The 26,941-nt window shown below is 40.7% G+C and carries 23 protein-coding genes; 11 read left to right on the top strand and 12 right to left on the bottom strand.

The window, feature by feature from the left end:
• Nucleotides 1–11: 11 nt before the first annotated feature.
• Together H5126_RS05750 and H5126_RS05745 are read left to right on the top strand one after the other, a co-directional pair.
• A complete protein-coding gene (locus H5126_RS05750; RefSeq protein ID WP_182719965.1) occupies nucleotides 12–1,514 on the top strand; it encodes a trehalase family glycosidase in 1,503 nt (500 codons plus the stop codon).
• A gap of 182 nt (nucleotides 1,515–1,696) precedes the next feature.
• Nucleotides 1,697–2,386, top strand: a complete 690-nt coding sequence (locus H5126_RS05745) for a LuxR C-terminal-related transcriptional regulator (RefSeq protein ID WP_024595599.1) — start codon at nucleotides 1,697–1,699, stop codon at nucleotides 2,384–2,386.
• A gap of 81 nt (nucleotides 2,387–2,467) precedes the next feature.
• Here the strand turns inward: H5126_RS05745 and H5126_RS05740 are convergent, their stop codons facing one another.
• The 4 genes from H5126_RS05740 to H5126_RS05725 are packed head-to-tail and all read right to left on the bottom strand — an operon-like array spanning nucleotide 2,468 to nucleotide 5,598.
• The gene (locus H5126_RS05740) at nucleotides 2,468–3,241 is read right to left on the bottom strand and encodes a CsgG/HfaB family protein (protein WP_182197166.1); all 774 of its coding nucleotides are present in this window, start codon (nucleotides 3,239–3,241) and stop codon (nucleotides 2,468–2,470) included.
• The gene (locus H5126_RS05735) at nucleotides 3,241–3,666 is read right to left on the bottom strand and encodes a curli assembly protein CsgF (RefSeq protein ID WP_024595597.1); all 426 of its coding nucleotides are present in this window, start codon (nucleotides 3,664–3,666) and stop codon (nucleotides 3,241–3,243) included. The genes H5126_RS05740 and H5126_RS05735 overlap by 1 nt, the downstream gene beginning before the upstream one ends.
• The gene (locus tag H5126_RS05730; RefSeq protein ID WP_024595596.1) at nucleotides 3,656–4,054 is read right to left on the bottom strand and encodes a curli production assembly/transport protein CsgE; all 399 of its coding nucleotides are present in this window, start codon (nucleotides 4,052–4,054) and stop codon (nucleotides 3,656–3,658) included. The genes H5126_RS05735 and H5126_RS05730 overlap by 11 nt, the downstream gene beginning before the upstream one ends.
• A gap of 41 nt (nucleotides 4,055–4,095) precedes the next feature.
• Nucleotides 4,096–5,598, bottom strand: a complete 1,503-nt coding sequence (locus H5126_RS05725; RefSeq protein ID WP_182719964.1) for a curlin — start codon at nucleotides 5,596–5,598, stop codon at nucleotides 4,096–4,098.
• Nucleotides 5,599–6,182: 584 nt separating this feature from the next.
• Between H5126_RS05725 and H5126_RS05720 the strand changes: the two genes are divergently transcribed.
• Nucleotides 6,183–8,684: a S8 family serine peptidase gene (locus H5126_RS05720; RefSeq protein WP_182719963.1), complete on the top strand. Its 2,502-nt coding sequence runs from the start codon at nucleotides 6,183–6,185 to the stop codon at nucleotides 8,682–8,684.
• A 64-nt stretch (nucleotides 8,685–8,748) separates the two neighbouring features.
• On the opposite strand, the gene puuE is transcribed toward H5126_RS05720, so the two are convergent.
• The 8 genes from puuE to xdhA are packed head-to-tail and all read right to left on the bottom strand — an operon-like array spanning nucleotide 8,749 to nucleotide 17,807.
• On the bottom strand, nucleotides 8,749–9,681 hold the full coding sequence (gene puuE, locus H5126_RS05715) for an allantoinase PuuE (protein WP_182719962.1): 933 nt from the start codon (nucleotides 9,679–9,681) through the stop codon (nucleotides 8,749–8,751).
• Between the two features lies 1 nt (nucleotide 9,682).
• Complete coding sequence (locus H5126_RS05710) at nucleotides 9,683–10,894, bottom strand: urate hydroxylase PuuD (RefSeq protein ID WP_182719961.1); 1,212 nt, start codon at nucleotides 10,892–10,894, stop codon at nucleotides 9,683–9,685.
• Nucleotides 10,895–10,899: 5 nt separating this feature from the next.
• Entirely contained in the window at nucleotides 10,900–12,264 is a 1,365-nt protein-coding gene (gene guaD, locus H5126_RS05705; protein ID WP_182719960.1) for a guanine deaminase, read from the bottom strand.
• 2 nt (nucleotides 12,265–12,266) lie between these two features.
• Complete coding sequence (uraH, locus tag H5126_RS05700; RefSeq protein ID WP_182719959.1) at nucleotides 12,267–12,605, bottom strand: hydroxyisourate hydrolase; 339 nt, start codon at nucleotides 12,603–12,605, stop codon at nucleotides 12,267–12,269.
• A complete protein-coding gene (gene uraD / locus H5126_RS05695; RefSeq protein WP_096794328.1) occupies nucleotides 12,602–13,102 on the bottom strand; it encodes a 2-oxo-4-hydroxy-4-carboxy-5-ureidoimidazoline decarboxylase in 501 nt (166 codons plus the stop codon). Before uraD ends, uraH begins: the two co-directional genes overlap by 4 nt.
• Nucleotides 13,099–13,989: a xanthine dehydrogenase accessory protein XdhC gene (xdhC, locus tag H5126_RS05690; protein WP_182719958.1), complete on the bottom strand. Its 891-nt coding sequence runs from the start codon at nucleotides 13,987–13,989 to the stop codon at nucleotides 13,099–13,101. Before xdhC ends, uraD begins: the two co-directional genes overlap by 4 nt.
• Nucleotides 13,982–16,321, bottom strand: coding sequence for a xanthine dehydrogenase molybdopterin binding subunit (gene xdhB, locus H5126_RS05685; RefSeq protein WP_182719957.1), 2,340 nt, complete (start codon nucleotides 16,319–16,321; stop codon nucleotides 13,982–13,984). Before xdhB ends, xdhC begins: the two co-directional genes overlap by 8 nt.
• Nucleotides 16,308–17,807, bottom strand: a complete 1,500-nt coding sequence (gene xdhA, locus H5126_RS05680) for a xanthine dehydrogenase small subunit (protein WP_182719956.1) — start codon at nucleotides 17,805–17,807, stop codon at nucleotides 16,308–16,310. The genes xdhB and xdhA overlap by 14 nt, the downstream gene beginning before the upstream one ends.
• Before the next feature lie 197 nt (nucleotides 17,808–18,004).
• Between xdhA and H5126_RS05675 the strand changes: the two genes are divergently transcribed.
• From H5126_RS05675 to H5126_RS05640, 8 genes are all read left to right on the top strand, one after another.
• Nucleotides 18,005–19,564, top strand: coding sequence for an ABC transporter ATP-binding protein (locus H5126_RS05675; protein WP_182695349.1), 1,560 nt, complete (start codon nucleotides 18,005–18,007; stop codon nucleotides 19,562–19,564).
• Nucleotides 19,561–20,664 carry an ABC transporter permease gene (locus tag H5126_RS05670; protein ID WP_182719955.1) on the top strand — a complete coding sequence of 368 codons (1,104 nt, stop codon included), beginning with the start codon at nucleotides 19,561–19,563 and terminating at the stop codon, nucleotides 20,662–20,664. Before H5126_RS05675 ends, H5126_RS05670 begins: the two co-directional genes overlap by 4 nt.
• A gap of 3 nt (nucleotides 20,665–20,667) precedes the next feature.
• Nucleotides 20,668–21,594: an ABC transporter permease gene (locus H5126_RS05665; protein WP_024591976.1), complete on the top strand. Its 927-nt coding sequence runs from the start codon at nucleotides 20,668–20,670 to the stop codon at nucleotides 21,592–21,594.
• A gap of 72 nt (nucleotides 21,595–21,666) precedes the next feature.
• Nucleotides 21,667–22,734: a BMP family ABC transporter substrate-binding protein gene (locus tag H5126_RS05660; protein ID WP_182719954.1), complete on the top strand. Its 1,068-nt coding sequence runs from the start codon at nucleotides 21,667–21,669 to the stop codon at nucleotides 22,732–22,734.
• A gap of 74 nt (nucleotides 22,735–22,808) precedes the next feature.
• A complete protein-coding gene (locus tag H5126_RS05655; protein WP_182719953.1) occupies nucleotides 22,809–24,185 on the top strand; it encodes a uracil-xanthine permease family protein in 1,377 nt (458 codons plus the stop codon).
• A gap of 29 nt (nucleotides 24,186–24,214) precedes the next feature.
• On the top strand, nucleotides 24,215–24,949 hold the full coding sequence (locus H5126_RS05650) for a DUF5020 family protein (protein ID WP_182719952.1): 735 nt from the start codon (nucleotides 24,215–24,217) through the stop codon (nucleotides 24,947–24,949).
• A 343-nt stretch (nucleotides 24,950–25,292) separates the two neighbouring features.
• Nucleotides 25,293–25,694: a hypothetical protein gene (locus tag H5126_RS05645; protein ID WP_024595034.1), complete on the top strand. Its 402-nt coding sequence runs from the start codon at nucleotides 25,293–25,295 to the stop codon at nucleotides 25,692–25,694.
• 578 nt (nucleotides 25,695–26,272) lie between these two features.
• Nucleotides 26,273–26,908: a trimeric intracellular cation channel family protein gene (locus H5126_RS05640; RefSeq protein ID WP_004334621.1), complete on the top strand. Its 636-nt coding sequence runs from the start codon at nucleotides 26,273–26,275 to the stop codon at nucleotides 26,906–26,908.
• Nucleotides 26,909–26,941 lie beyond the last annotated feature (33 nt).

The raw sequence follows: 26,941 nt of genomic DNA, 5'->3' as shown, positions 1-26,941 counted from the left end.
TAAGGAAAGTTATGAGTTTTTTTGACAGCCAATTATTTAAAGATGTTCAAATGCAGCATGTATTTAGCGACTGTAAAACATTCGCAGATGCAATTGCGCGTGTTAATTGGCAAAGTGCATGTAAAAGGTATGAACAATTAGCGCCTTTAACTAATACGCAGCTTAGTGAGTTTGTAAACGCACACTTTATTACTTCTCCAGTGCTAGCAATGGGCACTGAGGCTGATACGTCATCGGTTAAACATTATATAGACTCGTTATGGAGTGGCCTTAGAAGAGAGGCGGATACCCCGAAGCAAGATTCATTACTAGCACTAAAGCACAGCTATATTGTGCCTGGCGGGCGCTTTCAAGAGATTTACTATTGGGATAGTTATTTTACAGCATTGGGCTTAATCGATGCAGATAAAGGTGATGTAGTTGAAGATATGCTACTTAACTTTGTCGATTTAATTAACGATTATGGTTGTATTCCAAATGGTAACCGTCGCTATTATTTATCACGCTCGCAGCCACCGGTTTTAGCACTCATGGTCGAGTTATTATGGGAACATACGCATAGCAAATCACTTAATGCGCAATGGCTTGCTATGTGTGTTGCAGCACTTGAAAAAGAATATATATTTTGGATGCAAGACGCGCAGTTGCTTTCGAGTGATTTATTGGGCTCAAAGCGGGTAGTAAGAATGCCTTGTGGTGGTGTTTTAAATCGTTATTGGGACGATGTAAGTGAGCCAAGAGCAGAGTCATTGCGTGAAGATTTAGCGCTAGCGGAAGGGTTGGCGAAGGAGAAAAAATCTGATTTTTATCGTAATATTCGCGCTGCATGTGAGTCGGGTTGGGACTTTAGTTCTCGTTGGCTTGGTGAGTCTAATTTACTAAGCTCTATTCAAACAACTGATATTGTTCCTATAGATTTAAACTGCCTTATGTATAACTTAGAGAATCAATTAAGCAAATTCTTTCAATTGCTCGGCAATAGTGAACAAGCAGAGCATTACCAATTACTTGCCAGCAATCGCAAGGCACTTATTAATACTTACCTTTGGAATGAACCAACCGGTTTTTTTGTTGATTATAACTGCCGTACAACGACTCAATCTCCAATACTTAGTGCAGCGGCAACTACTGCTTTATTTGTTAATTTAGCCAGTAATGAGCAAGCAATCAAGGTAGCTACAATATTAGCCAATGAATTTTTAAAAGAGGGTGGCATTGTTACAACTATTACTCAAACGCCTCAGCAGTGGGATAGTCCAAATGGTTGGGCTCCACTCCAATGGCTTGCGGTAAAAGGGCTTAATAACTACGGTATTACTCAATTGAGTACACATATAATGCAAAATTGGGTAAATATGGTTGAGCAAAATTTTGCAGTAAATAAGTGCTTACTCGAAAAATACAATGTGTGCACACCAGCGGTTTTAGCCGGTGGTGGTGAATATCAAGTACAGCAGGGTTTTGGTTGGACTAATGGCGTAACGACTCGATTTTATAAATTACTAAACTACTAATCCGATCTGTTATTTATCTTACAAAAAATTGTTAAAACAAAAGTAATGCAGGTTATGTATTGATTTAATAGGTTTTTATCTGTTTTAGGATGAGAAACGATAACTTTATTTAATACCAAAATCTCATTGTAAGTTGTATTTGATTTAGGTAATGTAGTGTAAATGTTTCAAGGACGAAATTTATGCCCCATAAAAACTCAGTATTCGTAAAAACTACATTTCAATCATCTTTTCATTCACACAACTACACAGCTATTTTAAGAACACTACAGGCCTTGTTTGGTGATATTAAAATGGACGATGTTATTCCTAAAGCTGAGCAGCGTGCAAATTATGATTTGTTTTTAATAGATGGTGCTAAAAGCAAATGGCAAGATCTCATTCCCGCAGACCTTATTTGTTTAGCTAAACACCATAGTGTTGTTATCTTTAATGTTGATAAAGAAGATGTGTGCGAGCAAAACTTATTGCTTAACCATTTTAATGGTGTTTTTTATAAATCTGATGCGCCAGAAGATATTTTTAAAGGGTTAGTTCGTGTTGATACTGGCGAGCTTTGGTTTACGCGTAAAGTAATTTCAAAAGCTTTTAACGACATTTTAGCCGTGGCATCATCATTTAATAACCTACATGACGACATTGAATTAAAGCAGGACGATTACGATCATTTAACAAAGCGAGAAAAGTCCGTTATTCATTTAATTGCACAAGGTGCGAGTAACAATACAATTGCTGATAAGCTCAACATTAGCGACCACACTGTAAAAACACATTTGTACAGTGCGTTTAAAAAAACTAACTCACGTAACAGGGTAGAACTTGCGAATTGGGCTCAGCGTTACGTTTCTGTTTTATTACCAATGGCTAAATAAATAGCATATATAATCTCAATTTCTCCTATAAAAAAGGCTACTGTTAGTAGCCTTTTTTATTTGTTATGACGGCCTGTGTAATTAGCTCACTTTTTTAGCCCATAAGCCTTTATCAATGCCTTTTGTTATAAGGTCTGTCAGTGCTTTTTCTATTGCCTGAGTTACACAAATACTCATAGGTTCGTTGTCACTAAAGCCGGCTTCAGCTTCAGCTAGACGTTTGTAGCTTACGTATCTAAAAAAGCCTGCACGCATCTCTTGGCTTAATACTTTTTTGCTGGTGGCCACACTAAGCAACACTTGGCCTGTACGAACATCCACAGCGCGTAGATAAATTGAAATAGCATCTTCACGGTAAAGCTCAGATGCGCCTATACCAAAGTATTCCATACCTAATCCACCCGTTTTTACATTGGTGTCATAGCTTATAATACCGCCCTCTAAAATGATTTTAGCTGTGGTAAGTGGAGGTAACTCAGCCTGGTTAGGGTTATCAGTTTGGCCTGCACGAATAATTTTTCGCTCAGTTAAAATGTTTTGTAAACCTTCACGCTCAACAGGTGTAAACCAATCAGATTCATGCAGTGCTTGTACGAGTATTGAATTAGCACCTTGTGTAACGGCAGTCGAAAACGAACTAACGTTAGTTTGTGGTTTGTATTGACCTGTTTGGTCTCTAAATGAGTAGACCGATACCGGAATGCTGCCAACAGGTTTTGGTAAGTTTTTTAAGTCTGCAAATAATTCAGTTGGCTCTAGGCTAATTGCTTTTTGCTGTGATGGTGGAATAAGCTTACCTAAACTTGTACAGCCGCTCAAACCCAGTAATGTTATTGTTATTAGTAGTTTATACATTATCCAAACCTCGGTACTTCAATGATCACAACAGAGTCATCTAATATGTTTGTTATTTTTACTGTAATAGAATCGGTTGTGCTGGTTATAACTTCAATTTGATAATCACCACTCATAAAAATTGAGTCCTGATTAAAAATACTATCTTCAATATCCTCACCAAAAGCCATATCGGTAATTTCTCTTACCATGCGGTTTAAGTAAGTGCGCTCTAAAGAGTCTTGAAATTGTTCAGCGTAACCTTTTTCGATTACCGGAGCCTTGTGCTTATTTTGAGCCTGTGCTTTGCTCAGCAGCATATTTGCATTGAGTGGATTACCACCAAAGCTTGGATTTATTGGGGTGTAAATTATTTCAGTCGCGGAAGCTGAAAAGCTTAATATTGTTATTATTATAAGGGCTATTTTTTTCATTTTACCATCCATCTTTAGCCATATCTGGTGTTGATGCAGCCATGTTTGAGCGAGCCATTGCATCTATTACTGTATAAACAGCTTGCTCAACACGTTCATCGAGGGGTTCTAATCTGCGACCTAAATAAGTCGCGTAAACAAGTTGGTTATTCATTATTAAAGAAAGTTGTGTACCCGCTTTTGGTATTACGGTTTCTTTTATTTCAATATTAAAACCAGCTGTTGAAGGGAGATCTCGCCAGTAGTTTGAAAATTCATAATAAAATTGATGACCAAAGCGGCTAATACTTCTATCAAGTAATAAGCCATCTATTTCTAGTTCATCCGCAGCATGAGTTGCCCCAGAAAAACATAGGAAAAGTGTGAGTAGGTAACGATTAAAGTTAATATTTTTTTTCATAATTTAAAAAGGGGAGAGGGTCGCTCTCCCCACCTCAACAATTACATTTGAGTAATTGTTGCTGCGTTTCCATCACCAATTTGGGTAACAGATACAGTGCTGTCAAAGCCAATTACTGAGCCTTCAACAATATTGTCGTTACCAATTTGAGTAACACTAAACGATACGTTTTCACCACCAACTAAAAATGCTGATTGTTCAACGCCAGTAACCCAGTTACCTTCACCTGTTTGTGAAATATCAATGCTGTGGTTATTGCCTTCAACCATCATATCAATAAGGTTTAACGTGCCACTTTGTGCAATATCAATTTGGTTATTATTACTATCTAAAATGCCAGCAAGGGTAACAATTGCTTCATTTTGAGAGCCGTCTTGAGCAATATCGATGTCATTATCGTTAGATGTAAGCGTTACATCTGGGTATGAAGATTGAACAAGTACGGCATTTTCATCGCCAGCTTGTACTAAATCAACATCATTGCCAGAGCCGTTAAAGTTAGCTAAGTGAATTGAGTTTAAATCACCTATTTGGGCTGATGTAAATTCATTGTCTGAACCAATTACACCCATGTAGGCTTCGTTTAAATCACCGTTTTGCATTGAAGTTAGTTCGTTGTTGTCACCAATTAAATCGGCTGTCATTAAGTTTTCAGCGCCAACTTGTGTTGCTGAAACCTCATTATTAGAACCTTCAAATAAGTTTGATTCAATTGTGTTAAGTGAACCTTCTTGATCTAAATCTATTTGGTTGTCGTCCCCAATTACAGTTGCAAACGTTACCGCATTAGTTAAGCCATCTTGCTCAATTTCAATTTCATTTGCATCACCAGAAATTGCACTAAATGCTACAGCATTACGATCACCTACTTGTTCAACTTCAAGCTCGTTGTCATTGCCTTGTAAACTACTTACTTTAAAGGTACTCCAATAACCGTCTTGAACTAAATCAAGAGTATTTTCGTCGCCTGTAAGCATCGTAATTTCTGCTTCATGCCATTCACCGGTTTGCAGTGAGGTAATTTCATTTGCGTTACCTTGCATATCCATGTTGTAGAACCAGTGACCACCAGTGCCTTGTTCAACATCAATAATATTATCATCACCAGTTACAATATTAATCGCTTCATTATTTACAAAAAAACCTTGGCCAAATTGTGAAACAAATAACATATTATTATTACCAGTCACTTCAGAGATAAAACCATTAGCAACGCCATCTTGGCTGTATACTTGCAGGTTGTTGTCACCTGTGGTGATTACTTCAGCATAATTACCAAATTGGCTCTGCACAACTTCAGTTTCGTTATTATTACCGGTTGTTGTTACAAGCATGGTGTTGCTATCACCATCTTGTGTAAGTAGTGCAGTATTTTCATTAAAAGTTTGGATAAGAGTCATTGAGTTTTCAACACTTGCTACAGAAACGTTGGTAGCAAGTTCTGAGCTTGATGCTGATTTGTTGTTAGTATCTGCATAAGAAGCAAAGCTAGTACCGATTGCAATTGCAACTGCGCAGCTTAAAAGTGATTTGTTCAACTTCATTATTTTCTCCTTGAAATATTAAAACCAAACACCTTAAATTTTATAGGTTTTATAAGGTATTTGCTGTGTCAGCATGCCGTGCCGATATAATGTTTTGTGATCCGCTTGAAAAGCTCTTAAAGTAAAATTTTTCGATGTAGTTAATAATTATCACTAAACGCTTTGTCATTATTTTTAACTTACGTTTAATAACTGTTAATTATTAAGTACCCAATTACTGTATTCCTCAAATGTATTTTCTGAAATCATCATTTTTTACCAATTTTTTAATTTTTATTTTTCAGTGGGTTATGGTGCGGTTGTTGAGGTTTTTTATTAATTCAATCTAAAAGCAGTAAAAATCTCCGACCCTTTATTAGGTAAATGGCTTTGCGTGAATTTCATTAAAAGGTCTGTCTTTAGTGTTTTTTTTATACTTTAACTGGTCAAAATTGTTGGTTTTAACAACGTTTTTATTTTTTAACTTGTTAAATGATTAGTTTGGTTGTTTCCTTAGGGTATGCCATGTGATCCCTTGTACTCGAAATAGTGAAAGAACGTGCTTAGAGCATCTAAGCTAACCCAACAAAACTATGGATAGAACAATGAAAACAAAATTATCTATTATTACTCTTGCCTTACTTCCGTGCTTAGCAGCTGCAAAAGTTCCTGATGTGGGTGTAAAGCAATCTGTAACTGCTAGCAGTGATTCTATAATTGTTAAATATAAAAGTAATGCAACGAAAGAAATGCGTAAGCAGGCTCGTTCATTAGTTAAAGCTAAAATTACTGATCTAAATAAAGATGAACTTGATGACAGCTATACGTCTTTACTTTCAGGTCGCTTAGCTAAGTTTAAAGTGTCGGGAATGAGTACTAAAGACGCAATTGCGCTTTTAAAGTCTCATCAAGCTATTGAATATGTAGAGCCTGATTACCAAGTAAGCATTGCACGTACGCCAGATGATCCTCGTTTTGATGAGCTTTGGGGCTTAAATAATGATGGCCAAACGGGTGGTACAGCAGACGCTGATATTGATGCAGTAGAAGCATGGGATATTTCGACAGGTAGCCGCGATGTAGTGGTAGGTGTAATTGATACGGGTATTGATTACAGCCACAGTGATTTAGCTAGCAATATGTGGGTAAATAGCAGCGAAATACCAGGAGATGGTATTGATAATGATGGTAACGGTTTTATAGATGACGTGCATGGTATAAATGCCATTACTGACAGTGGCGACCCTATGGATGACGAAGGCCATGGCACCCACGTTTCAGGTACTATTGGCGCAAGTGGTGGCAATGGTATTGGAGTTGTAGGTGTTAACCATGAAGTATCACTTGTTGGTTGTAAGTTTTTAGATGCTGCGGGTAATGGCTCAACATCAGACGCTATTAAGTGTATTGATTACATGGTTAGCCTTAAAAACTCAGGCGTTAACTTACGCGTATTAAATAATAGCTGGGGTGGTGGCGGTTACAGCCAAGCACTAGCAGATGCAATTGCATCAAGCGAAGCGGCGGATTTACTCTTTGTAGCCGCAGCTGGTAACGATACTATTGATAACGATGTTAACCCGCATTACCCATCTAACTACGAAAACGCAAGTGTATTATCGGTTGCAAGTACGGATCAAACCGATGGTATTTCATGGTTTTCACATTATGGTTTAACAAGCGTTGATATGGGCGCGCCGGGTAGTGCTATTTTATCTACTACACCAGGTGAGAGCTATGCATCTTACTCTGGCACATCTATGGCAACGCCACATGTAGCAGGTGCTGCAGCGTTAGTGTTGTCAATTAATCCTGAGCTTAGCACTCAAGAGTTGAAAGATTTACTAATGAACTCTGGCGATGCAAATGCTGCGCTACAAGGTGTAACGGTTGCAGGTACTCGTCTTAATGTTAACCAAGCGCTTATTGATGCAGACCCTACACCTGGCTTTAAAATATCAGCCGATCCACTTACGCAACAAATTGAAGCAGGCCAAGCTACAAACTACACATTTACAATTGGTTCAATTGCCGAATGGGATGAAGAAGTAACGCTTGAGTTATCAACAACATTAGGCGGCGCTTATTTATCATCGCTTACAGCGCGCCCAGGCGATGAAGTAATGCTAAATGTTGAAACCGATACTAACACTCAGTGGGGCGAATACGAGCTTACTGTAACAGCTACAGCTGCTGATATTGTTAAAGAGCAGTCAGTTAAATTAATGGTTCAACCTGTTGGTTTAAACGACTTTACTTACAGCAGTAACACAAGTGTTGATATTCCTGATAACTCGCCAGTAGGTGCAGTGTCAGTAATTAATGTTCCTGATGACTTAACAGTATTTGGCACTACTGCTGATGTAGATATTTCGCATACTTACTCAGGCGACTTAGTGGTTAAGTTAGTATCTGCTCAAGGCACACAAGTAACGCTACAAAGCAATGTGGGTGGCTCAAACGACGACATAGTTAGAAGCTTTACTTCTGAATCATTTAACGGCGAAGTTGCTACAGGCGATTGGACACTACAAGTAGAAGATACTGCCGCAGCCGATACCGGCACAATTAATGGCTGGTCATTAACGCTAAGCGCTATTGGCGAAGTTAGCCCACAACCACCACGTGCTAGTTTTGACGTTGAGACACAAGGCTTAACAGTTAACTTTATTGATTCAAGCACTGATTCAAATAACGATATTACACAGTGGAGCTGGAGCTTTGGCGATGGTGCAACATCATCTGATCAAAACCCTATGCATGTGTATGCAGCATCAGGTAATTACGATGTAGAACTAACGGTAACAGACAGTGAAGGCAATACAAGTACATCAACTCAAACGGTTGTTGTAAGTGATGTAGAGCTAGAAATTACCTTAAAACGTGCTAATAAGTCTCGCCTTGATACTATGCGTGTAGAGCTTAGTTGGGAAAGTGTTGGCGCTGAATCACTAAGTGTTTACCGTAATGGTGAGCTTGTAGATACTACTGCTGACAGAGGTCGTTACCGTGACTACGTACGTGGTGCTACATTACCATCGTACGATTACCAATTATGTGTAACTGAAAATGTATGTTCTAACATCATTACGGTTTCATTTAACTAACTACTCCTAAAGTGACTTTAAGCCCAGCATTGCTGGGCTTTTTTTATGTTTTAAAAAATATAAACTATGCTTTTTTATACGGATGGGTTTTAAGCCAGTGCTCGGCTATTTGCTCACGTGTGGCAAACCAAACCTGATCATGCGAGCGAGCATATTCTAAAAACCGTGCTAATGCTTTTATTCTTCCTGGTCTGCCAATTAGGCGACAATGCAAACCTATCGACATCATTTTAGGGGAGTTTTCACCTTCTGGGTCGCCTTCCTCGTATAGCGTATCGAATGCATCTTTTAAGTAATTAAAAAACTGATCCCCTGCATTAAAGCCTTGAACAGCTGCAAAGCGCATGTCGTTTACATCAAGCGTGTAGGGCACTATTAACTGTGGTTTACCTTCTTTAATACTGTAAAAAGGTAGGTCGTCGCTGTAATCGTCGGCATCATATAAAAACGAGCCATTTTCTACCACAAGGGCTGCTGTGTTAGGGCTTGTGCGCCCTGTGTACCAGCCTTTGGGCTTTTTACCTGTGAGCTTTTTAATTACATCAATGGCTTGTTGCATATGCTCGCGCTCGGTTTGCTTATCTATATTTTGATAATTAATCCAGCGCAGGCCATGGCTTGCAATTTCGTGCCCTGCTTCAACAAAGGCTTTAGCTACATCGGGGTGGCGCTCAAGGGCCATCGCCACTGCAAAAATGGTGACCGGTATATCGTATTTTTTAAATAAACGCAGTAGCCTCCACACGCCAGCGCGTGAGCCATATTCGTAAATAGACTCCATGCTTATATGGCGGTCTTCAACATGCGGGGCAGTGACTATTTCTGATAAAAACGTTTCAGCCGCAGCATCACCATGCAGCACGCAGTTTTCGCCGCCTTCTTCGTAATTTAATACAACTTGCACGGCAATACGTGCTTTATTGGGCCAATTTGCATGGGGTACATCAGGGCCATAACCAATTAAATCGCGCGGGTAGTTTTTAAATTGCTCACTCATTTTATTGCTCCTTTTTAAGTGCGCTGAGCCAAGAGCCTAGCGTTTCGCGCTCTGTGTCTGTCATTTTGGTCATATTGGCCAATGGCATATCTTTTGTTATAACCGCGCGGGTATGAATAAGCGTGCTGGCTTTTTTTACATCACTAATAGAGTTGAGCTTAAAGCCTAGCGGCGCTGTTTGAAAAAGCGCAGAAGTGGGTGTTTCGCTGTGACACCCAGTACAGTGTTTGCTGATTATATCCCACGCTTGTGCGTCGGTAATACTTGCTTGTAAAGGCGCGCTTTCGCCTGCATTTATTGGTGTACTGGGCCAAGGGGCTATGGCTAGCATAAGAGCAAAAAAGGCTGCAATACCGCTTACAAGTACTGAGGGCTTATTAACGCCTTGATGCTTTAAGTTAAAGTAATGGCGTATCCACATACCAATACCAAACAGCGCAATTAAAATAAGCCAGCCAAAGTTGTGGCTATACGTGTAAGGAAAGTGGTTGCTCAGCATTATAAATACCACAGGTAACGTGGCGTAGTTATTATGTATAGAACACAGCTTTGCCTTTAAACCTGGCGCTGAATCAGGGATTCTACCCGCTTCTACTTCACTCACCATATAGCGCTGGCCTGGCATAATAATGTGATACACATTACCCACCATACACGTGCCAATAAGTGCACCTACATGAATATAAACAGCGCGGTCGCTAAATAATTGATCAACCCCAAAAGTCCACAGAGCTAATAAACCAATAACTACAGCAATAAACACTTTGCCGTTTTCGACCAGAGGGGTTTTACACAATAAACGATAAACACCATAGCCTAAGCCAATAAAACCAAGTGATGCGCCAATAGCTGCAAATTTACTTAGCTCACTTTTACTGTTATCAATTAAGTAAACATCGGCGCCAACATAATAAAGTAAGCTAAATAACAATATACCGGTGATCCACGTTGTGTAGGCTTCCCACTTAAACCAGTGCAAAGTATGCGGCATTTGTTCAGGGCCATTTTTATATTTAGCTACTTCGTAAAAGCCACCACCATGCACGGCCCATAAATCGCCTTTTATGCCTTTATCTATTTTCCACTGCGGTGGTGTTTGTAGGTTGTTATCAAGCCATGCAAAATAAAATGAAGCGCCAATCCATGCTATACCAGCAATAACATGAAAATAACGCAGTACTAAATGAGTAAGCTCAAATAAATAGTTTTCCATAACGGTTAAGCCTCTTCTAATACCGGTGGGCGGGTGTCTGAAAATTGATTGTTATCATCGCGCTTATACACACTTTTACCCATAATGTAGGTTTGCTCAACGCAGCGGTCGTCGCCTAGCATCATCATTGCAAATAGTTTTTCATGCAGGGTTTTGGCATGTTGTATTCTAAATTTTAAAAACGAAGTTGCCGAACAATCCATTACAATAAAATCGGCCTCACAACCGGCTTCAAAATTACCAATTGTCCCTTCTAAATCAAGTGCTCTAGCACCGCCTAGAGTTGCTAAATACAGCCCTTTAAATGCTGAAAACTTTTGACCTTGTAATTGCTGGATTTTGTACGCTTCGTTACCTGTTTGTAGCATAGAAAAGCTTGTTCCTGCGCCTACATCGGTACCCATGCCTACGTTTATGCCGTGCTCTTCACAGGCTTTTAAATTTAATAAGCCAGAGCCTAAAAATAGGTTTGAGGTTGGGCAGTGAGATATTGCCGCATTGTTATCTGCAAGGCAGCAAAGCTCGCGCTCAGATAAATGAATACTATGGGCAAATACCGAGCGTTTACGTACCATTTTTGCTTGCTCGTACACACCTAAGTAATCTTTGGCTTCTGGAAATAGCCCTTTTACCCATTCGCATTCATCTTTGTTTTCCGATAGGTGAGTGTGCAGGTAGGTGTCTGGGTATTCTTCAAGCAACTGAGTGCATTTTTGAAGTTGCTCAGGGGTTGATGTAGGAGCAAAACGCGGCGTAACTGCGTAGCTTAGCCTGTCAACATTGTGCCATTTTTTTATTAGGGCTTTAGATTCGTCATAACTTGTTTGCGCACAATCAGATAAGTCGTCAGGGCAGTTACGGTCCATCATTACTTTACCGGCAATCATGCGTAAATTGCGTTTTTGTGATTCTTTAAAAAACGCATCAACCGATTGCGGGTGCACAGTACCAAATACAAGGGCAGTGGTTGTGCCATTGCGCAGTAGCTCGTCTAAAAAGCGATTAGAGATCTCTTTTGAATAATGCTTACATGTAAACTTTTTCTCTGTCGGGAAGGCGTATTCGGTGAGCCAACTTAGCAGTTGCTCGCCGTACGCACCCACCATTTCGGTTTGTGGTAAGTGTATGTGGGTGTCAATCATACCAGGCATAACGAGTTTGCCATCGTGGCGGATAACACGCGCTGATTTATCAATTGTTGGCAGTATGTCGTGCTCGTAACCAAGTTTAACTACTTTGCCGTGCTTGATAACTAATGCGCCTTTTTCAAAAAAACGATGGGCGTTTTCGCCAGCAATGGCAGGGTCGTCAACAAAGTCGAGTATATCGGCACAAACTACTGTTAAGTCATTATTGTTTTGTGTGCTCATAGTTAGCTACCTCTGTATGTAGAGTAGCCAAACGGGCTAAGCAACAATGGGATATGATGATGTTTAGTATCTTGTAATCTAAACGTTATTTGCGCCTCTGGGTAAAACGCAGGGGTAGGTTGGTTTTGGTAATAACTATCTAAATCAAATACTAGCTTATAAGTTGCAAATTCTAATTTTGTATTTAGCCAGTCGGTAATTCGCCCATCGGAATCGGTTTTGCCTTGGGTTAGTTGTACCCATTCGTTATTTGTAAGTTTAAATAGCTTAACAGCAACGTTTGCTGCTGGTTTTCCGGTGCTTGTATCAAGTATATGGGTAGTTATAGGGCTTTTGCTCATAGCAGTGACTCCAATCTTATTTTTGTTATTTTGGCTTGTTCGCCCGCGGCTATATTTAGCTCTGTACTGCGGGTGTTGTGTATGCGCTGCTCTATGAGTTCGAGCATTTGTTCGGCCGTTTTACCGGTGGCGCACACAATAAAAATAAAGCCAAACTTGTTCAGGTACTCTTTATTGAGGGCAATCATTTTGGTAAGTACGGCTTCGTTTGCTTTGCTCATACCCGATTGCTCATGCCCCGCTTTTTGTGCGGTAGCAGCGTATTTTTTGCTAAGGGTTGATAAGTCGCCTATTTGCGGGTGGCCTTCAAAGGCAGCTAAATAGTCGCTTTCGCCAAGGCTATCCCATATGCTTTGTGCGCATTCAAACAGCTGCTGAGCACTTTTAAATGGCATTGCTTTTACCATGCCCGCCACCCAGTTAGGGGCCGCGCAGCAATGCTCAAGTGCTTGTTTTACTTGTGCATCATTTAGCGTATTTATTTGTAAACTACTCATGCGTTTACTTCCTCTTGCGTGGTGCTAATTAAGGCATTTTTTAGTGTGCGCCATTGCAAGCCTTGGCGTTTTGGCTCTTGGGTTTGCATAGCCTGATAAAGGCCAATTAGCTGTCCACTAATCGAAATAGCCACTTCCATTGGTAATTTGCCCGAAATGTTATTAAGCCCAACAGGGCAGGTCATTTGCTGTATTTGATCGGCTGTAAAATCGCGATGTGCTAGGCGCTGCTTAAAGCGTTTGGCTTTAGTGTCAGAGCCAATTACACCAAGCCAATTGGCATCGGCGCGTTTAATAATGGCTTGGGTGAGTGCAAAGTCGAGCTGGTGGTTATGGGTCAATATTAAGTAGTTGTTAGCTTTAGGCGCACGTTTTACTTGCTCTGTTGGTTCTTCATCAACCACTTTTACTACGTTATTTGGAATAGCCTGTGGGAATACATCGGCGCGGCTATCTATCCAGCGTATGCGCATAGGTAGTTGTGCCAATATACCAATAAGCGCCTGTGCTACGTGGCCTGCGCCATAAATGTCTAAGGTAAAGCGCTCGCATTGCATGCATTCAAGCATAACGGTGGCAGCCCCGCCGCAGCACTGGCCTAAATTTGCACCTAGGTTAAATTGCTCAATTACTTGGGCGGCTTCGCCTTTGGCAAGTAGTTCGCGGGCTTTTTCTATTACTACGTACTCAAGATGGCCACCGCCAAGGGTGTCGTAAATATGCTCGCCGCTTATTACCATTTTAGAGCCTGTGCCGCGTGGGGTTGAGCCATTGGTGCCAAGTACCGTGGCAATTACATAGTTAGTGCCGCTTTGTTCGTGCTCGTTTATAGCCTGCGCCCAATTTTGCGTATGAAAACCCTGAAACGACTCATTTAAATTAGTCATGTTGATGCTCCTTAAACCAGCTAGCGGTTTGCTCAATTGCACTCAATACTCGCTCTGGGGTTGCGGGTGTATCCAGTGGGGCGGTGTATTTATAATCAGCCACACTGCTTATTGCATTACGAATGGCGCTCCATACACTAAAGGCCAGCATAAATGGCGGCTCGCCTACGGCTTTTGATCTAAACACGGTGGTTTCTGGATTTGCTGAGTTATAAAGATTGACGTTAAATTCGGCAGGGGTATCGCCAATGGCTGGTATTTTGTAGTTGGCTGGGCCAAAGCTTGCAAGCTGGCCTTTATCATTCCATTGTAAGTCTTCGGTTGTTAGCCAGCCCATACCTTGCACAAAGGCGCCTTCAATTTGGCCTATATCAAGAGCTGGATTAATTGAGCTGCCTACATCGTGCAGTATATCAACGCGAGTTACCGTGTTTTCGCCCGTAAGCGTATCTACTTCTACTTCACTCAGTGCAACGCCGTGTGCGTAGTAAAAAAATGGGCGGCCTTCGCCTTTGGCTCTGTCGTAATGAATTTTGGGTGTGGCGTAATAACCGGTAGATGAAAGCGATATACGATTCATGTAAGCAAGATTCGCAAGTTCGCTAAAGCTAATTTCCCCTTTACTAAAAGTAATGAGGTTATCTTTAAATACAACAGTGTTGCTGTCTACTTCAAAGTGCTCGGTAATAAAATCAATTAAGCGCTCTTTTATTGTGTTTACTGCATTTAGCGCCGCCATGCCGTTTAAGTCGGTACCACTTGAGGCCGCTGTTGGCGAGGTGTTTGGTACTTTGTCTGTACGGGTAGCGCTAATACTTACAGCGTTAAAATCAACCCCAAAACCATGAGCCACAATTTGTGCAATTTTAGTGTTAAGCCCTTGGCCCATTTCGGTGCCGCCATGGTTTAAATGTATTGAGCCATCGCTATATACATGCACAAGTGCACCAGCTTGATTTAAGTGTTGTACAGTAAACGATATACCGTATTTAACCGGCGTCATCGCAAGGCCTTTTTTGATAATAGGTGACGATGCGTTAAATGCTTTAATAGCATCTTTACGTGCCCAGTAGTCACCCGACTCCTCAAGCAGGCTTATCATATCTATTAAAATATGTTGCTCTACGGTTTGATGGTACGGCGTGGTGTCGCGGCCTTTTTTGTATAAATTAAGTTTTCGGATCTCAAGCGGATCTTTACCTAATTTGGCGGCTATATCGTCCATTATTAGCTCGCCCATAATCATGCCTTGCGGGCCACCAAATCCTCTAAATGCGGTATGGCTTACGGTATTTACTTTACAGCGATTACCCTTAATTGTGGCGGCTGGGTAGTAGTAGGCGTTATCGACATGAAACATGGCGCGGTCTACAATTGCATCTGATAAATCAGGCGAGTAGCCACAAAATCCGTTTACGGTAATGTCGGCACCTTCTATTAAACCATTTTCGTCAAAACCAACATGATAGTGATTATAAAACGGGTGGCGCTTACCGGTTAATTTAAAATCGTCGCTACGGGCTAGGCGCATTTTTACTGCGCAGCCAAGGTGGTAAACCGCAAGAGCTGCAAGGCATGCCCATGGTGCGCCTTGGGTTTCTTTGCCGCCAAAAGCACCGCCCATACGGCGGGTTTCTACGTTTACAAAGCTAAATGGCTTTTTTAAAATTTTAGCAACTAAGTGCTGCACCTCAGTAGGGTGTTGCGTAGAACACTGAACATGAATACCCCCGTCGTTATCAGGTTGCGCCAGCGCTATTTGGCCTTCTAAATAAAAGTGTTCTTGCCCGCCTATGTTTATTTCGCCTTTAAGCTGGTGGGTTGCGTCATTAATGGCGTTTTCGCTGTTACCACGGTTAAGTGAATGGGGCGGCCTTACCCAATGCTCTTTGCTAATGGCTTCTTTAATATCAAGTATTGGAGTAGTTTGCTCGCACTCTATAACCACCAAGCGTGCAGCGCGGCGCGCTATTTCATAGGTGTCGGCAACGACAATTAATACAGGTTGCCCGTGGTATTGAATTTCATGGCTGGTCAGCAGTACATCACCAGGAAATACCGGGCCAATATCTAATTTACCCGGAACATCTTCGGCCGATAAAATACGTTTAACGCCTTCAACTGCCAGTGCGAGACTTGTATCAATTGATTTAATAAAGCCGCTTGTAACAGGGGCGAGCACTGGGTAGGCATGCAGGCAACCGTAAGGCTCAGGGTTATCGTCGGCAAAATTTGCACTGCCACAAACTTGTTTAATAGCGCTTTCGTGATATTTAGATTCTCCAACGCTACCACCTTGCGCTTTTAGTTTATCCATTTCAAAGTGACGCATGTGAGATCCTCGTAATGGCAATGTTGTTATTGTTGCGTGCTTGTGGCTCACAAAACTCAATACCAATGCGTTGTAATAAGTTTTTGCTTACCGTGGTGCGATAATGCGCACTGCTTCTTACATCGCTCATGGGCGTAAAGTCATCGTTAATAGCCGTTGCTGCGTCTATAAAACTACTTACTTGTAATGATTGAGATATCAGCTTTTGCTCAATATGATGTGCGCGCTTAGGAATAGCAGCCATACCGCCCATAGCGCAGCGGGCTTGAGTAATCATGTTTTTTGAATGCTCTATAGCAAGCACCAAACAAACGGTAGATATATCGTCTTCAAAGCGTTTTGATATTTTATGACATGCCAGTTTTAGCGACTCTGGGCGCTTTGGAATGGTGAACTTACTAATTACTTCATCGCTTTTAAGAACCGTTTTTTTGTAATCAATAAAGTAGTCGGCAACTTTAATAGTGCGCGTACCAGCGCTGCTTAATAAATCCATTGATGCATTAAGAGCGATTAAAAGGGGAGCGGGATCGCCAATAGGAGAGGCATTCCCTATGCTGCCACCAAGCGTGCCGCTGTTACGTACTTGGCTTGATCCTAAGCGTTCAAATAGCTCTTTTGACTCTGGGTAATGGTTATAAAATACTTCAACAAATTGGCTATAAGGTAGTGCTGCACCAATGTGTAACTCACCGTTATTATCTGCCAAGGTGCAAAACTCCTTTACTTGGCTAAGGGAGATAATTACATCTGGTAAGAGCATGTTTTGGCTAAGCTCAATGGCAAAGTCGGTGCCACCAGCAACTAAATGTGCATAAGGATAAAGCGCTTTTAGCTCAACAAGTTGCTGGGCAGTTTGTGGTAAGTAAAATTTACGAGGACCATTTTTTAAAAATGGAATATCGTCATCATATTGCGTATTAAGTGATGCTTTAAATTGAGCGGCCATTGCTGAGTACGGTTCAGCTTTACGCTCATAGCTATAGGCTTTTTCGGCTGCAAGTAATATAGGGCTATAACCTGTACAACGGCATAAGTTACCGCCAAGTGCATGAATAACCGCTTTTTTACCAGGGTACGTTGGCTCATTAATATAAAGAGCCAACAAACTCATTATTATACCGGGCGTGCAAAAACCACATTGCGAACCATGGCACTCTACCAGTGCACGTTGTACGGGATGTAAATCGGTTAAGTTTGGGTATAAGCCAGTAGTCACAGCCTCTACCGTTACTATATGTTTTGCATGCGCATTACCTAATAACAATAAACAGCTGTTCATTGTTTTGTATTGCCAACTAGTTTGCCCGTTTGCATTTATACGCTCTTCACCCACTAATATTGTGCACGCACCACAGTCGCCAGTTGCACACCCTTCTTTGGTGCCCACTTTCCCTTTTTTGGTGCGTAGCCAGTCCAAAATGGTGAGACTTGGCGAACATTCTTGTACTTCAATTGGCGTGTTATTTAATAAAAATTGAATCACACAGACCCCCTTAATTTTTATAAAGCCCTGATACATAAAGGCTTGGCGTATGTTTTTTCTTGTTGTTTGCGCACGGGTAAGAAAAATACTTTTTCATCTTGGTAAGTATATTGCAGTTACCATGCCATTGTTGACCGGTTGGTCAGTTGATGTTTTGAGTATGCTAAATTGCTCATTAAGTACAAATAGGCCTAATAATGAATAATAAATACCGCCTTACTATGCAGGGAATGACAAAGCAGTATCCCGGATGTATAGCCAATAATGACGTAACCTTAAAAATTAAGCATGGTGAAGTGCATGCCTTATTAGGTGAAAACGGTGCAGGTAAAAGCACATTAATGAAAATGCTTTATGGTGTGGTTAAACCTGACCAAGGGGACATGTTTTTCAACGGCCGTATAATGAATATAAAAGAGCCTGCTGATGCGCGTGATTTAGGCATCGGAATGGTGTTTCAGCATTTTTCGTTATTTGAAACACTTACGGTTGCCCAAAATATTGAACTAGCGTTAGGTGATTTAGCAGGGCATAGCAGCACGCTTGCGGGTCGAATTACAAAAACATCAACACGTTATGGTATGCCATTAGACCCCCATAGACTGGTATCAACACTTTCAACTGGAGAGCGCCAACGAGTAGAAATTGTTAGATGCTTATTATTAGATATTCAGTTACTTATTTTAGACGAACCCACTTCAGTACTTACTCCACAAGAAGTCGATGCATTATTTAAAACCCTAAAGTCACTTAAAAAAGAAGGCTGCTCTGTGCTGTTTATCAGCCATAAACTGCACGAAGTGATTGAGTTATGTGACAGTGCGACCATTTTGAGAGGCGGGAAAGTAAGCGGGCATTGTATTCCTAAAAACGAAACTAGTGAGTCAATTGCTAGGCTGATGGTAGGCGACAACACGCCAATTAGTAACCAAACTCGCAGAGCTTTGGGTACTGCGGATTTTTTAACCGTTAATAATCTAACCACCGCCGCACAAGCATTATTTGAAACACCCCTTAAAAACATTAACTTTGCAGTACAGCAAGGCGAAATAGTGGGGATTGCGGGTGTTGCAGGCAACGGACAAGAAGAGTTATTAAAAGTGCTTTCGGGGGAGCAAATTCAAGCTAGTAGTAGCGCCATTAAATTTAAAAATACCGTAGTTGATGCACTGTGCCCGCTAAAAAGGCGCCGCCTTGGGCTTGCATGTGTGCCAGAGGATAGGCTTGGGCGAGGAGCCGTGCCCACTATGGATTTGGCACAAAATGCATTGCTTACTAGTTTTGATAGTGGACTAGTTAAAAATGGCTTTTTAGTAAAACAAAAAATTACTGAGCTTGCTAATAAAATCATTACAAAATACAAGGTTAAAACGCCAAGTTTTCGCACTCATGCAGCTAGCCTTTCAGGTGGTAATTTACAAAAATTTATTATTGGTCGCGAGGTAGAGCAAAGTCCAAAACTACTCGTTATGTCGCACCCTACTTGGGGTGTAGATATAGGTGCACAGGTGGCGATACATGAAGCTATTTTAAAGCTTCGCGACGAAGGGTGTGCGGTACTCGTTATTTCAGAAGATTTAGACGAACTTTATAAAATTTGCGACCGCATTGGCGCAATTTGTGATGGCAAACTGTCTCCTATTTTAAATACCGATACCGTACCGCTTGTGCAGTTAGGGCAGTGGATGGCTGGCGACTTTAGCGATGTTTTTAATAACCAGCCTAAAGTACACACACCACAAGGGGCACTCGTATGATTAAGTTAGAACCACGTGTTGAACGCTCACCAGCGTGGAGTTATCTCTCTCCTGTTTTAGCTATTTTACTCACATTAATAACCGGTTACGTGGTGCTTGCCTTATTAGGGCATGATCCTCTAAATGCCCTGTATACATTGCTTATAGCACCTGTTGCCGATTGGTATGGTGTAACAGAGCTACTTGTAATGACCATTCCTATTTTGCTATGCGCCTATGGCTTAGCGCTTTGTTATAGAGCATCGGTTTGGAATATAGGCGCAGAAGGGCAACTGCTTATTGGTGGTGTATGTGCAAGTGCTGTAGCCGTTAACTTTGTTGACTCAACAAGTGCTTTTGCAATGCCACTTACATTATTCGCTGGTATTGCTGGTGGCATGTTGTGGGCGGGGCTTGCTGCTTTTATGAAGCTGCGTTTAAACACCAATGAAATTTTAGTCACCATAATGCTCAACTACATAGCAGTAAATATATTGCTGTGGGCTGTTCATGGGCCACTCAAAGATCCTCACGGTTATAACTTTCCTGAAAGTGCATTGTTTGGCGATAGCACGTTATTGCCTGTTTTATTCGACGGTACTCGATTGCACTTAGGCCTGGCGTTTGCGTTATTAGCGCTATGCGCCACATGGGTTTTTATTAGTAAAACCTTTATAGGCTTTCAAATACAAGTACTTGGGCTTGATGCATCCGCGGCCAAAATGGCGGGTTACAAGCGAGCATTATTAATTGCCGGAGTGCTAGTTATTAGCGGGGGCTTGGCGGGGCTTGCTGGAGCGGGCGAAGTAGCTGGGCCTATTGGGCAGCTGGTTCCGCAAATATCACCCGGTTATGGCTATGCCGCCATTATTGTTGCTTTTTTAGGGCGACTCCACCCAGTAGGAATTACGTTTGCGGGTTTATTAATGGGGCTTATTTATATGGGAGGTGAGCTTGCGCAAATTAACATGGGATTACCTAACGCTATAACCGGTATTTTTCAGGGGTTAATGCTGTTTTATTTACTCTCGTGCGATGTGCTTATTACTTATCGCCTTAAATTTTCGCTGCCATTTAAACAACAAAAAGCGCAGCCAATACATATTGCACAGGAGTCTTAAATCATGGAATTAGATGTAATTACTAATATTTTATACGCCACTATTCGTACAGGCACTCCCTTATTGCTGGTGGCGCTGGGTGAAATGGTATGCGAAAAAAGCGGCACCTTAAATTTAGGGCAAGAAGGCATGATGCTTTTAGGCGCAGTGGCAGGGTTTATAACTATGTACCAATGCGACAACCTATTTATTGGTTTTACGGTAGCAGCTTTGGTCGGGGTTATGGCCTCACTTATTTTTGCTTTTGTAGCACTTAATTTAAATGCTAGCCAAGTAGCGGCAGGTTTAGCGCTGACTATTTTTGGTACAGGCCTCTCGGCATTTTTAGGTGCTGACTATGAGGGAAAAACCATTAACGCGTTACCTACTTTAGCAATTGCAGGGTTTGAGCATATTCCGGTTTTAGGCAAAGCGCTATTTTCGCAAGACGCCATTGTGTATTTAAGTTGGGGTTTAGTGCTTGGTGCGTATTTGTTTTTTAAATACCACAGAGCAGGGCTTGCAGTACGAGCTATTGGCGAAAACCCAAGTGTGGGTAATAACTTAGGATTACCTGTAATGCGTACACGTTATTTAGCCGTAATGTTTGGCGGCGCACTGGCTGGCATTGCGGGCGCATACTTGTCGTTGGCTTATACACCACTTTGGACTCAAAACATGACGGCAGGGCGAGGTTGGATAGCCCTTGCGCTCGTGGTATTTGCAAGCTGGCGTATTGAGCGCGTAATGCTTGGCGCTTATTTATTTGGCTTTGCCAGCATTATGCACTTAGTGGCACAGGCTTTTGGGTGGGCTGTGGAGTCTAACTTACTGGCCATGTTGCCTTATGGTGCAACACTTATTGTACTGATTATGCTAAGTAAAAATAAACAAAAATTAAAAATGTACGAACCCATGTGGCTAGGTAAACCTTGGCACAAGGGTCATTAAATTAATTACAAAATCAATAAGGCAAATCACCTGCTACAACAGGATATTAAAAATATAACACGGAGAATAACAATGAAAAAACTTATAACAGCAATCGGGGTTGCATTGAGCTTAGGCATAAGCGCATCTGCTATTGCAAAAGATAGCGTAAAAGTTGGCTTTGTATATGTAAGCCCCATAGGTGAGGCCGGTTGGACTTATACACATGACTCTAGCCGCCACTACCTAGAAGAAAAGTTTGGCGACAAAATAGAAACTACTTTTGTTGAAAGCGTACCAGAAGGAGCGGATGCAGAGCGTGTTATTACGCAACTGGCTAAAAGCGGGCACGATTTAATATTTACCACGTCGTTTGGCTACATGAACCCAACACTTAAAGTGGCTAAACGATTTCCTAATGTAAAGTTTGAGCATGCCACAGGCTATAAACGCGCAAAAAACGTAAGCACTTACTTTGATCGCATTTACGAAGGACGCTACCTAACAGGTGTTATTGCAGGACACATGAGTAAAACCGACAGCATTGGTTATATTGCTGCGTTTCCTATTCCGGAGGTAATACGCGGTATAAATGCATTTACGCTTGGCTTGCGCTCAGTAAAGCCGAATGCAAAAGTAAAAGTAGTGTGGGTTAATAGCTGGTTTGATCCGGGTAAAGAGCGCGAAGCTGCCGATAGCCTAATAGATCAAGGCGTTGATATTATTACTCAACATACTGATTCGCCTGCACCACTGCAAGCAGCGCAAGCCGCTGGTATTTACGCTATTGGCTACCACTCAGATATGAGCGGTTATGGTAAAAAAGCACATTTAACGGCAGCGGTTCATCACTGGGATGAATTTTATGCAGAGCGCGTACAGCAAGTACTTGACGATAAGTGGCAATCGCAAGATATATGGAAAGGGATAGGCTCAGGGATGACTCGCTTGGCGCCGCTAAGTAAAGATATTCCAAGTGATGTAGTGAGTGAAGTAAATGCTATTTCAGAGAAAATTGGTAAAGGTGAATTTCATCCATTTACTGGCCCTATAAAAAATCAGCAAGGTGAGCTGATTATTGATGCGGGTAAAACAATAGACGACAAAACGTTGTTGGGTATGGATTTTTATGTTGAGGGCGTTGAAGGGCAGCTTAAATAAGCGGTTAACGCAATAACAATGAGTTAATCACTTAGACAAATACAGTGGCTAACTTGCAAAACGTAGAGGTTTATATGTCAATAAATACAAGCTCGTCTGACGATATTATATATGCAGTTGATGACAAACCAGGCGTAACTGAATCATTTTTTGCCGCACTACAGCACGTACTCGCAAGCTTTGTAGGTATTATTACACCCACGCTTATTATTGGCGGTGTGCTTGGTTTAGCTGCTGAAATACCTTATTTAATTAGTATGGCATTATTTGTATCTGGTGTGGGCACGGTTATACAAGCGCGGCGTGTTGGCCCTGTGGGTTCAGGATTAATATGTGTGCAAGGTACAAGCTTTGCCTTTTTAGGGACTATTTTAGCAACAGGCTTTACCGTTAAAGCCACCGGAGGCAATAACGACGAGGTCCTTGCCACTATATTTGCAGTGTGCTTTTTGGCCGCTTTTGTTGAAGTATTTATTAGTTTTTTTATTAGTAAATTAGGCAAAATAATTAAGCCAGTAGTTACTGGTGTGGTCATCACTACTATTGGTATTTACCTAATTAAAGTAGGTATGACTGATATAGGTGGCGGGCAATGGCTACTTACTAATATGCCTGAAAAATTTGCTTCAACGAGCAACTTAATTGTTGGTTCTTCGGTTGTGGCTTTAGTGGTGCTGCTTAATGCAAGTAAAAACCAATGGGTGAGGCTAACGGCTGTGGTAGTTGCAATGATACTTGGCTGGTTACTTGCGTTTGTATTAGGTATCGCTAATTTTAAATTAGGTGAATTTGACCTAATTGCTATCCCACTGCCTTTTAAATACGGCTTTAATGTTGATTTTGGTGCACTCATAGCCTTTGGTTTTTTATACCTTATTACTGCAATTGAATCGACAGGCGATATTACTGCCAATTGTGCGGTTTCTAAGTTACCTGTTAGAGGACCTAGTTACTTAGCACGTATTCGCGGCGGTATTTTAGGTGATGGTGTTAACTCGATGATTGCCGCTTTATTTAATACTTTTCCTAATACTACTTTTAGTCAAAACAACGGCGTTATTCAGCTAACTGGAGTTGCCAGCAGATATATTGGCCTGTGGATAGGCAGTATTTTAATCATTCTTGGTTTGTTTCCTGTGATTGGCGCTGTATTACAAAATATACCTAAACCTGTTTTGGGCGGTGCAACGCTTGTAATGTTTGGCACCGTAGCAGCCGCTGGGGTCAAAATACTCGCCAGCGAAAAAATAAATCGCAGAAGTTTACTTATTATTGCGGTGAGTTTGGGGCTCGGGCTAGGTGTTAGTTTTGTACCGGAGTTGTTTGCAAACGCACCTAAGTTAGTTACTGCCATATTTGGTAGTGCAGTGACGGTGTCGGGTATCACCGCAATAATAATGACGTTGGTACTACCAGAAAATTACTCAGCAAGTACGGATCATCTTAACTAAACTAATAAAAATAATAAAAGGGATTAACAATGAAAATCAAAACAATAAAAAAATTAGCATTAGTAACTGCAATTGCAATGTGCTCTACAGGTGTATCGGCTAAAGAGCTTTGGTCTGATTTTAGTATTACCGCAATGACAGGAGCCGACTACCTAGAGCCGTTTTCAGGGGAGGAAGATGATAGAAGTGTTGTTACTATAGAGCATGCATCGGGACATACATGGGGCAGTACGTTCTTCTTTATGGATAGACTAAGTAATCCCGATGAAGTGTACGGTGAGCTAAACATAAACCCTACTCTTTACAAGCCACAAAAAAGCTTTGTTAAAGAGGTGTTTTTAGGCCTACAAACAGAGTATGGCTCGGGAGATACGGATCAAAATAACTATTTATTAGGGGGCGGTGTATCACTTGATGTACCTGGCTTTCAATATTTTAATGTGGCTTATTATCGTCGTTTTCAAGATGATATAGGTATTCAACGTGAAGATAATAACCAAATAACAGTCACGTGGGGCTACAACAAAGGTAACTTTAGATACGATGGCTTTTTAGATATTGTAGATAGCACCGACACAATGTTTGGTAAAAGTGAAGGTGGCTTTAACTTTACCTCGCAGATTAAATACAATATTGCCCCTATGCTCGGCTTAGATACAGGCCGCCTTGATGTGGGTATTGAGTATGTTTATTGGAAAAATAAATTTGGTGTAGATGGTCAAACCGAACATAATCCAAACTTGCTAGTTAAATGGCATTTTTAACAGCAAATTGAATGGTATTTAATTAATAATTAAAGGCTACTTTTTAGTAGCTTTTTTATTTGATAATTTTAAATAATTGAATAGCTTAAATTAATTGTGTTAAATTACTTTTTAATAACACTATATGGATTTTTTGCATGGATTCTGAAATTGATTTTTCTACCTACACTTTAGATGAGCTTTACTCATCAGCGAGAGCCTAATATTTTATTGCGGATTTAATAATGTATCAAACGCTGTTTGATTAGCAAAAGTTACAAAATGGCGTATTTCACTAAATTGGTAATTGGTAATATAATTAAAAAACCTTACCGATTTTTTTGACTAGTAACCAAGGATGATTATGAAAAACAACACACAGCTAATTTTAGCACTAGCGGCCTCTTTAATTTGTTACTCAACATATATTGTATTGATAGATAAACCTTTTAGTTTGCAAGCGCTTAACCTGTTTTTATTTCCCGTTATTTTATATTTTGTGTTTATTCGTTCGCGTAATGTTGAGCAAAGCCCGTTAAAGGCTGTACGCGTTGAGGGGCAAATATTATACGTTTATAAGCAAGTGTTTAATATTAACGATATTAACAAAGTCGTTATCGACAAAACTAAGAGGCACGGTGTATTTGCACTACCGTATAATCAAGTTGATGGTAAAACAACTGAGTTTATTTTCAATAAAGATGCGTTTGAATCTTTAAAATCCTACCTTTTACAAAACATTCCAAATGTAAAAATTATTGAATAAAGTAAAGAAGTAACAATGAATTTAAAGAGCATATATTATTCATTGGTTTTCTTACTGCGGCGAAAATCAATGAGGTGATAAATGAGAATATTTAGGAAAACAAACGAGTTTGATAAACTGTCGAGGTGTTACGCATGTATTAAATGTGGTACTTGGGTGAGCATAAAAGCCCAAAACTGTATGCAGTGCCAGCATAGTTTTACCAATAATGATAAAAGCTCAATGCAAACACTCTATAATCAAAATAAAGAACAAAACTGGCAACATGCAATATTGCCTATTATTTTTGTAATATTGGTAATAGCTTTATTGTTCATTTAATTTCTGCTTAAAATTTAAAAGTGCTCGACTGCAACTCTGTGACAAAATCCCTCTGTACTTTCACGTGTAAAAACTACCCATAATTAAAATAATTACTCTTGTTAACCCTTCACTAAATATCACATAGCTAACGTTTTTTAATAAATGAAATAAGCTTATAAATTTCAGTCACTTAAATTATGAGTTTATTTATATTTACTCAGTTTTTTGGCACGTAAGTTGATACAACTCCTAATAAACTTTAAAAAGGAATTACCATGACTGCTGAATACTTTATGGTACTAGGGTTACTCGGTGTTGCATTTTTTGCTGTTGCAGGGGCATTGCTTGGGTATGAAAAAAACATTAGTGGCTTTGGCGTCGTAGTGGTTGCAACCGTTACTGCACTAGGGGGCGGTACCCTCAGAGATATACTTTTAAACAAACCGGTATTTTGGATTGCAACCCCAGAGTATTTATATTCAACCTATGGGGCCGTTATAGCAACAATTGCCTTTATTCGATATTTACCGCGCGTTAATAACTACTACTTTTTATTGGTAGACGCTGTGGGTATGGCGCTATTTAATATTATGGGGATAGAAAAAGCACTCATTAATGGCTCTGGCATGGTGGTCGCAATTACCATGGGTATCACTACAGGTATATTTGGTGGTTTAATACGTGACGTAATTTGCCGTGAAGTACCAACTGTTATGCGCAGCGAACCTTACGCCTCTGCGTGTTTAGCGGGTGGCGCAGTTTATGCTGCTTTATTTAGCCTTAATGTAGATTACATTTGGTGTATTTTAGGCTCATTTTTCACGACTATCTTTTTAAGATTAGGCTCTTTGCATTGGGGTTGGCATTTAACTATTTTCAGAAAAAAAGACTTCAGAGATCAAAGCGACTAATTTTAGCTACGAGTAGCTCGCGTTTGCATGTGG

Source organism: Pseudoalteromonas sp. SG45-3 (assembly GCF_014164075.1).
In the GTDB taxonomy this organism is placed as follows: Bacteria; Pseudomonadota; Gammaproteobacteria; order Enterobacterales; family Alteromonadaceae; genus Pseudoalteromonas; species Pseudoalteromonas distincta.
This window is presented reverse-complemented; position numbering and strand designations above follow the sequence as displayed.

What these genes read in the sequence shown, in the direction of transcription:
- H5126_RS05750 (WP_182719965.1), top strand. Translation starts at nt 12, where the DNA reads ATGAGTTTTTTTGACAGCCAATTATTTAAAGATGTTCAAATGCAGCAT.
- H5126_RS05745 (WP_024595599.1), top strand. Translation starts at nt 1,697, where the DNA reads ATGCCCCATAAAAACTCAGTATTCGTAAAAACTACATTTCAATCATCT.
- H5126_RS05740 (WP_182197166.1), bottom strand. Translation starts at nt 3,241, where the DNA reads ATGTATAAACTACTAATAACAATAACATTACTGGGTTTGAGCGGCTGT.
- H5126_RS05735 (WP_024595597.1), bottom strand. Translation starts at nt 3,666, where the DNA reads ATGGATGGTAAAATGAAAAAAATAGCCCTTATAATAATAACAATATTA.
- H5126_RS05730 (WP_024595596.1), bottom strand. Translation starts at nt 4,054, where the DNA reads ATGAAAAAAAATATTAACTTTAATCGTTACCTACTCACACTTTTCCTA.
- H5126_RS05725 (WP_182719964.1), bottom strand. Translation starts at nt 5,598, where the DNA reads ATGAAGTTGAACAAATCACTTTTAAGCTGCGCAGTTGCAATTGCAATC.
- H5126_RS05720 (WP_182719963.1), top strand. Translation starts at nt 6,183, where the DNA reads ATGAAAACAAAATTATCTATTATTACTCTTGCCTTACTTCCGTGCTTA.
- puuE (WP_182719962.1), bottom strand. Translation starts at nt 9,681, where the DNA reads ATGAGTGAGCAATTTAAAAACTACCCGCGCGATTTAATTGGTTATGGC.
- H5126_RS05710 (WP_182719961.1), bottom strand. Translation starts at nt 10,894, where the DNA reads ATGGAAAACTATTTATTTGAGCTTACTCATTTAGTACTGCGTTATTTT.
- guaD (WP_182719960.1), bottom strand. Translation starts at nt 12,264, where the DNA reads ATGAGCACACAAAACAATAATGACTTAACAGTAGTTTGTGCCGATATA.
- uraH (WP_182719959.1), bottom strand. Translation starts at nt 12,605, where the DNA reads ATGAGCAAAAGCCCTATAACTACCCATATACTTGATACAAGCACCGGA.
- uraD (WP_096794328.1), bottom strand. Translation starts at nt 13,102, where the DNA reads ATGAGTAGTTTACAAATAAATACGCTAAATGATGCACAAGTAAAACAA.
- xdhC (WP_182719958.1), bottom strand. Translation starts at nt 13,989, where the DNA reads ATGACTAATTTAAATGAGTCGTTTCAGGGTTTTCATACGCAAAATTGG.
- xdhB (WP_182719957.1), bottom strand. Translation starts at nt 16,321, where the DNA reads ATGCGTCACTTTGAAATGGATAAACTAAAAGCGCAAGGTGGTAGCGTT.
- H5126_RS05675 (WP_182695349.1), top strand. Translation starts at nt 18,005, where the DNA reads ATGAATAATAAATACCGCCTTACTATGCAGGGAATGACAAAGCAGTAT.
- H5126_RS05670 (WP_182719955.1), top strand. Translation starts at nt 19,561, where the DNA reads ATGATTAAGTTAGAACCACGTGTTGAACGCTCACCAGCGTGGAGTTAT.
- H5126_RS05665 (WP_024591976.1), top strand. Translation starts at nt 20,668, where the DNA reads ATGGAATTAGATGTAATTACTAATATTTTATACGCCACTATTCGTACA.
- H5126_RS05660 (WP_182719954.1), top strand. Translation starts at nt 21,667, where the DNA reads ATGAAAAAACTTATAACAGCAATCGGGGTTGCATTGAGCTTAGGCATA.
- H5126_RS05655 (WP_182719953.1), top strand. Translation starts at nt 22,809, where the DNA reads ATGTCAATAAATACAAGCTCGTCTGACGATATTATATATGCAGTTGAT.
- H5126_RS05650 (WP_182719952.1), top strand. Translation starts at nt 24,215, where the DNA reads ATGAAAATCAAAACAATAAAAAAATTAGCATTAGTAACTGCAATTGCA.
- H5126_RS05645 (WP_024595034.1), top strand. Translation starts at nt 25,293, where the DNA reads ATGAAAAACAACACACAGCTAATTTTAGCACTAGCGGCCTCTTTAATT.
- H5126_RS05640 (WP_004334621.1), top strand. Translation starts at nt 26,273, where the DNA reads ATGACTGCTGAATACTTTATGGTACTAGGGTTACTCGGTGTTGCATTT.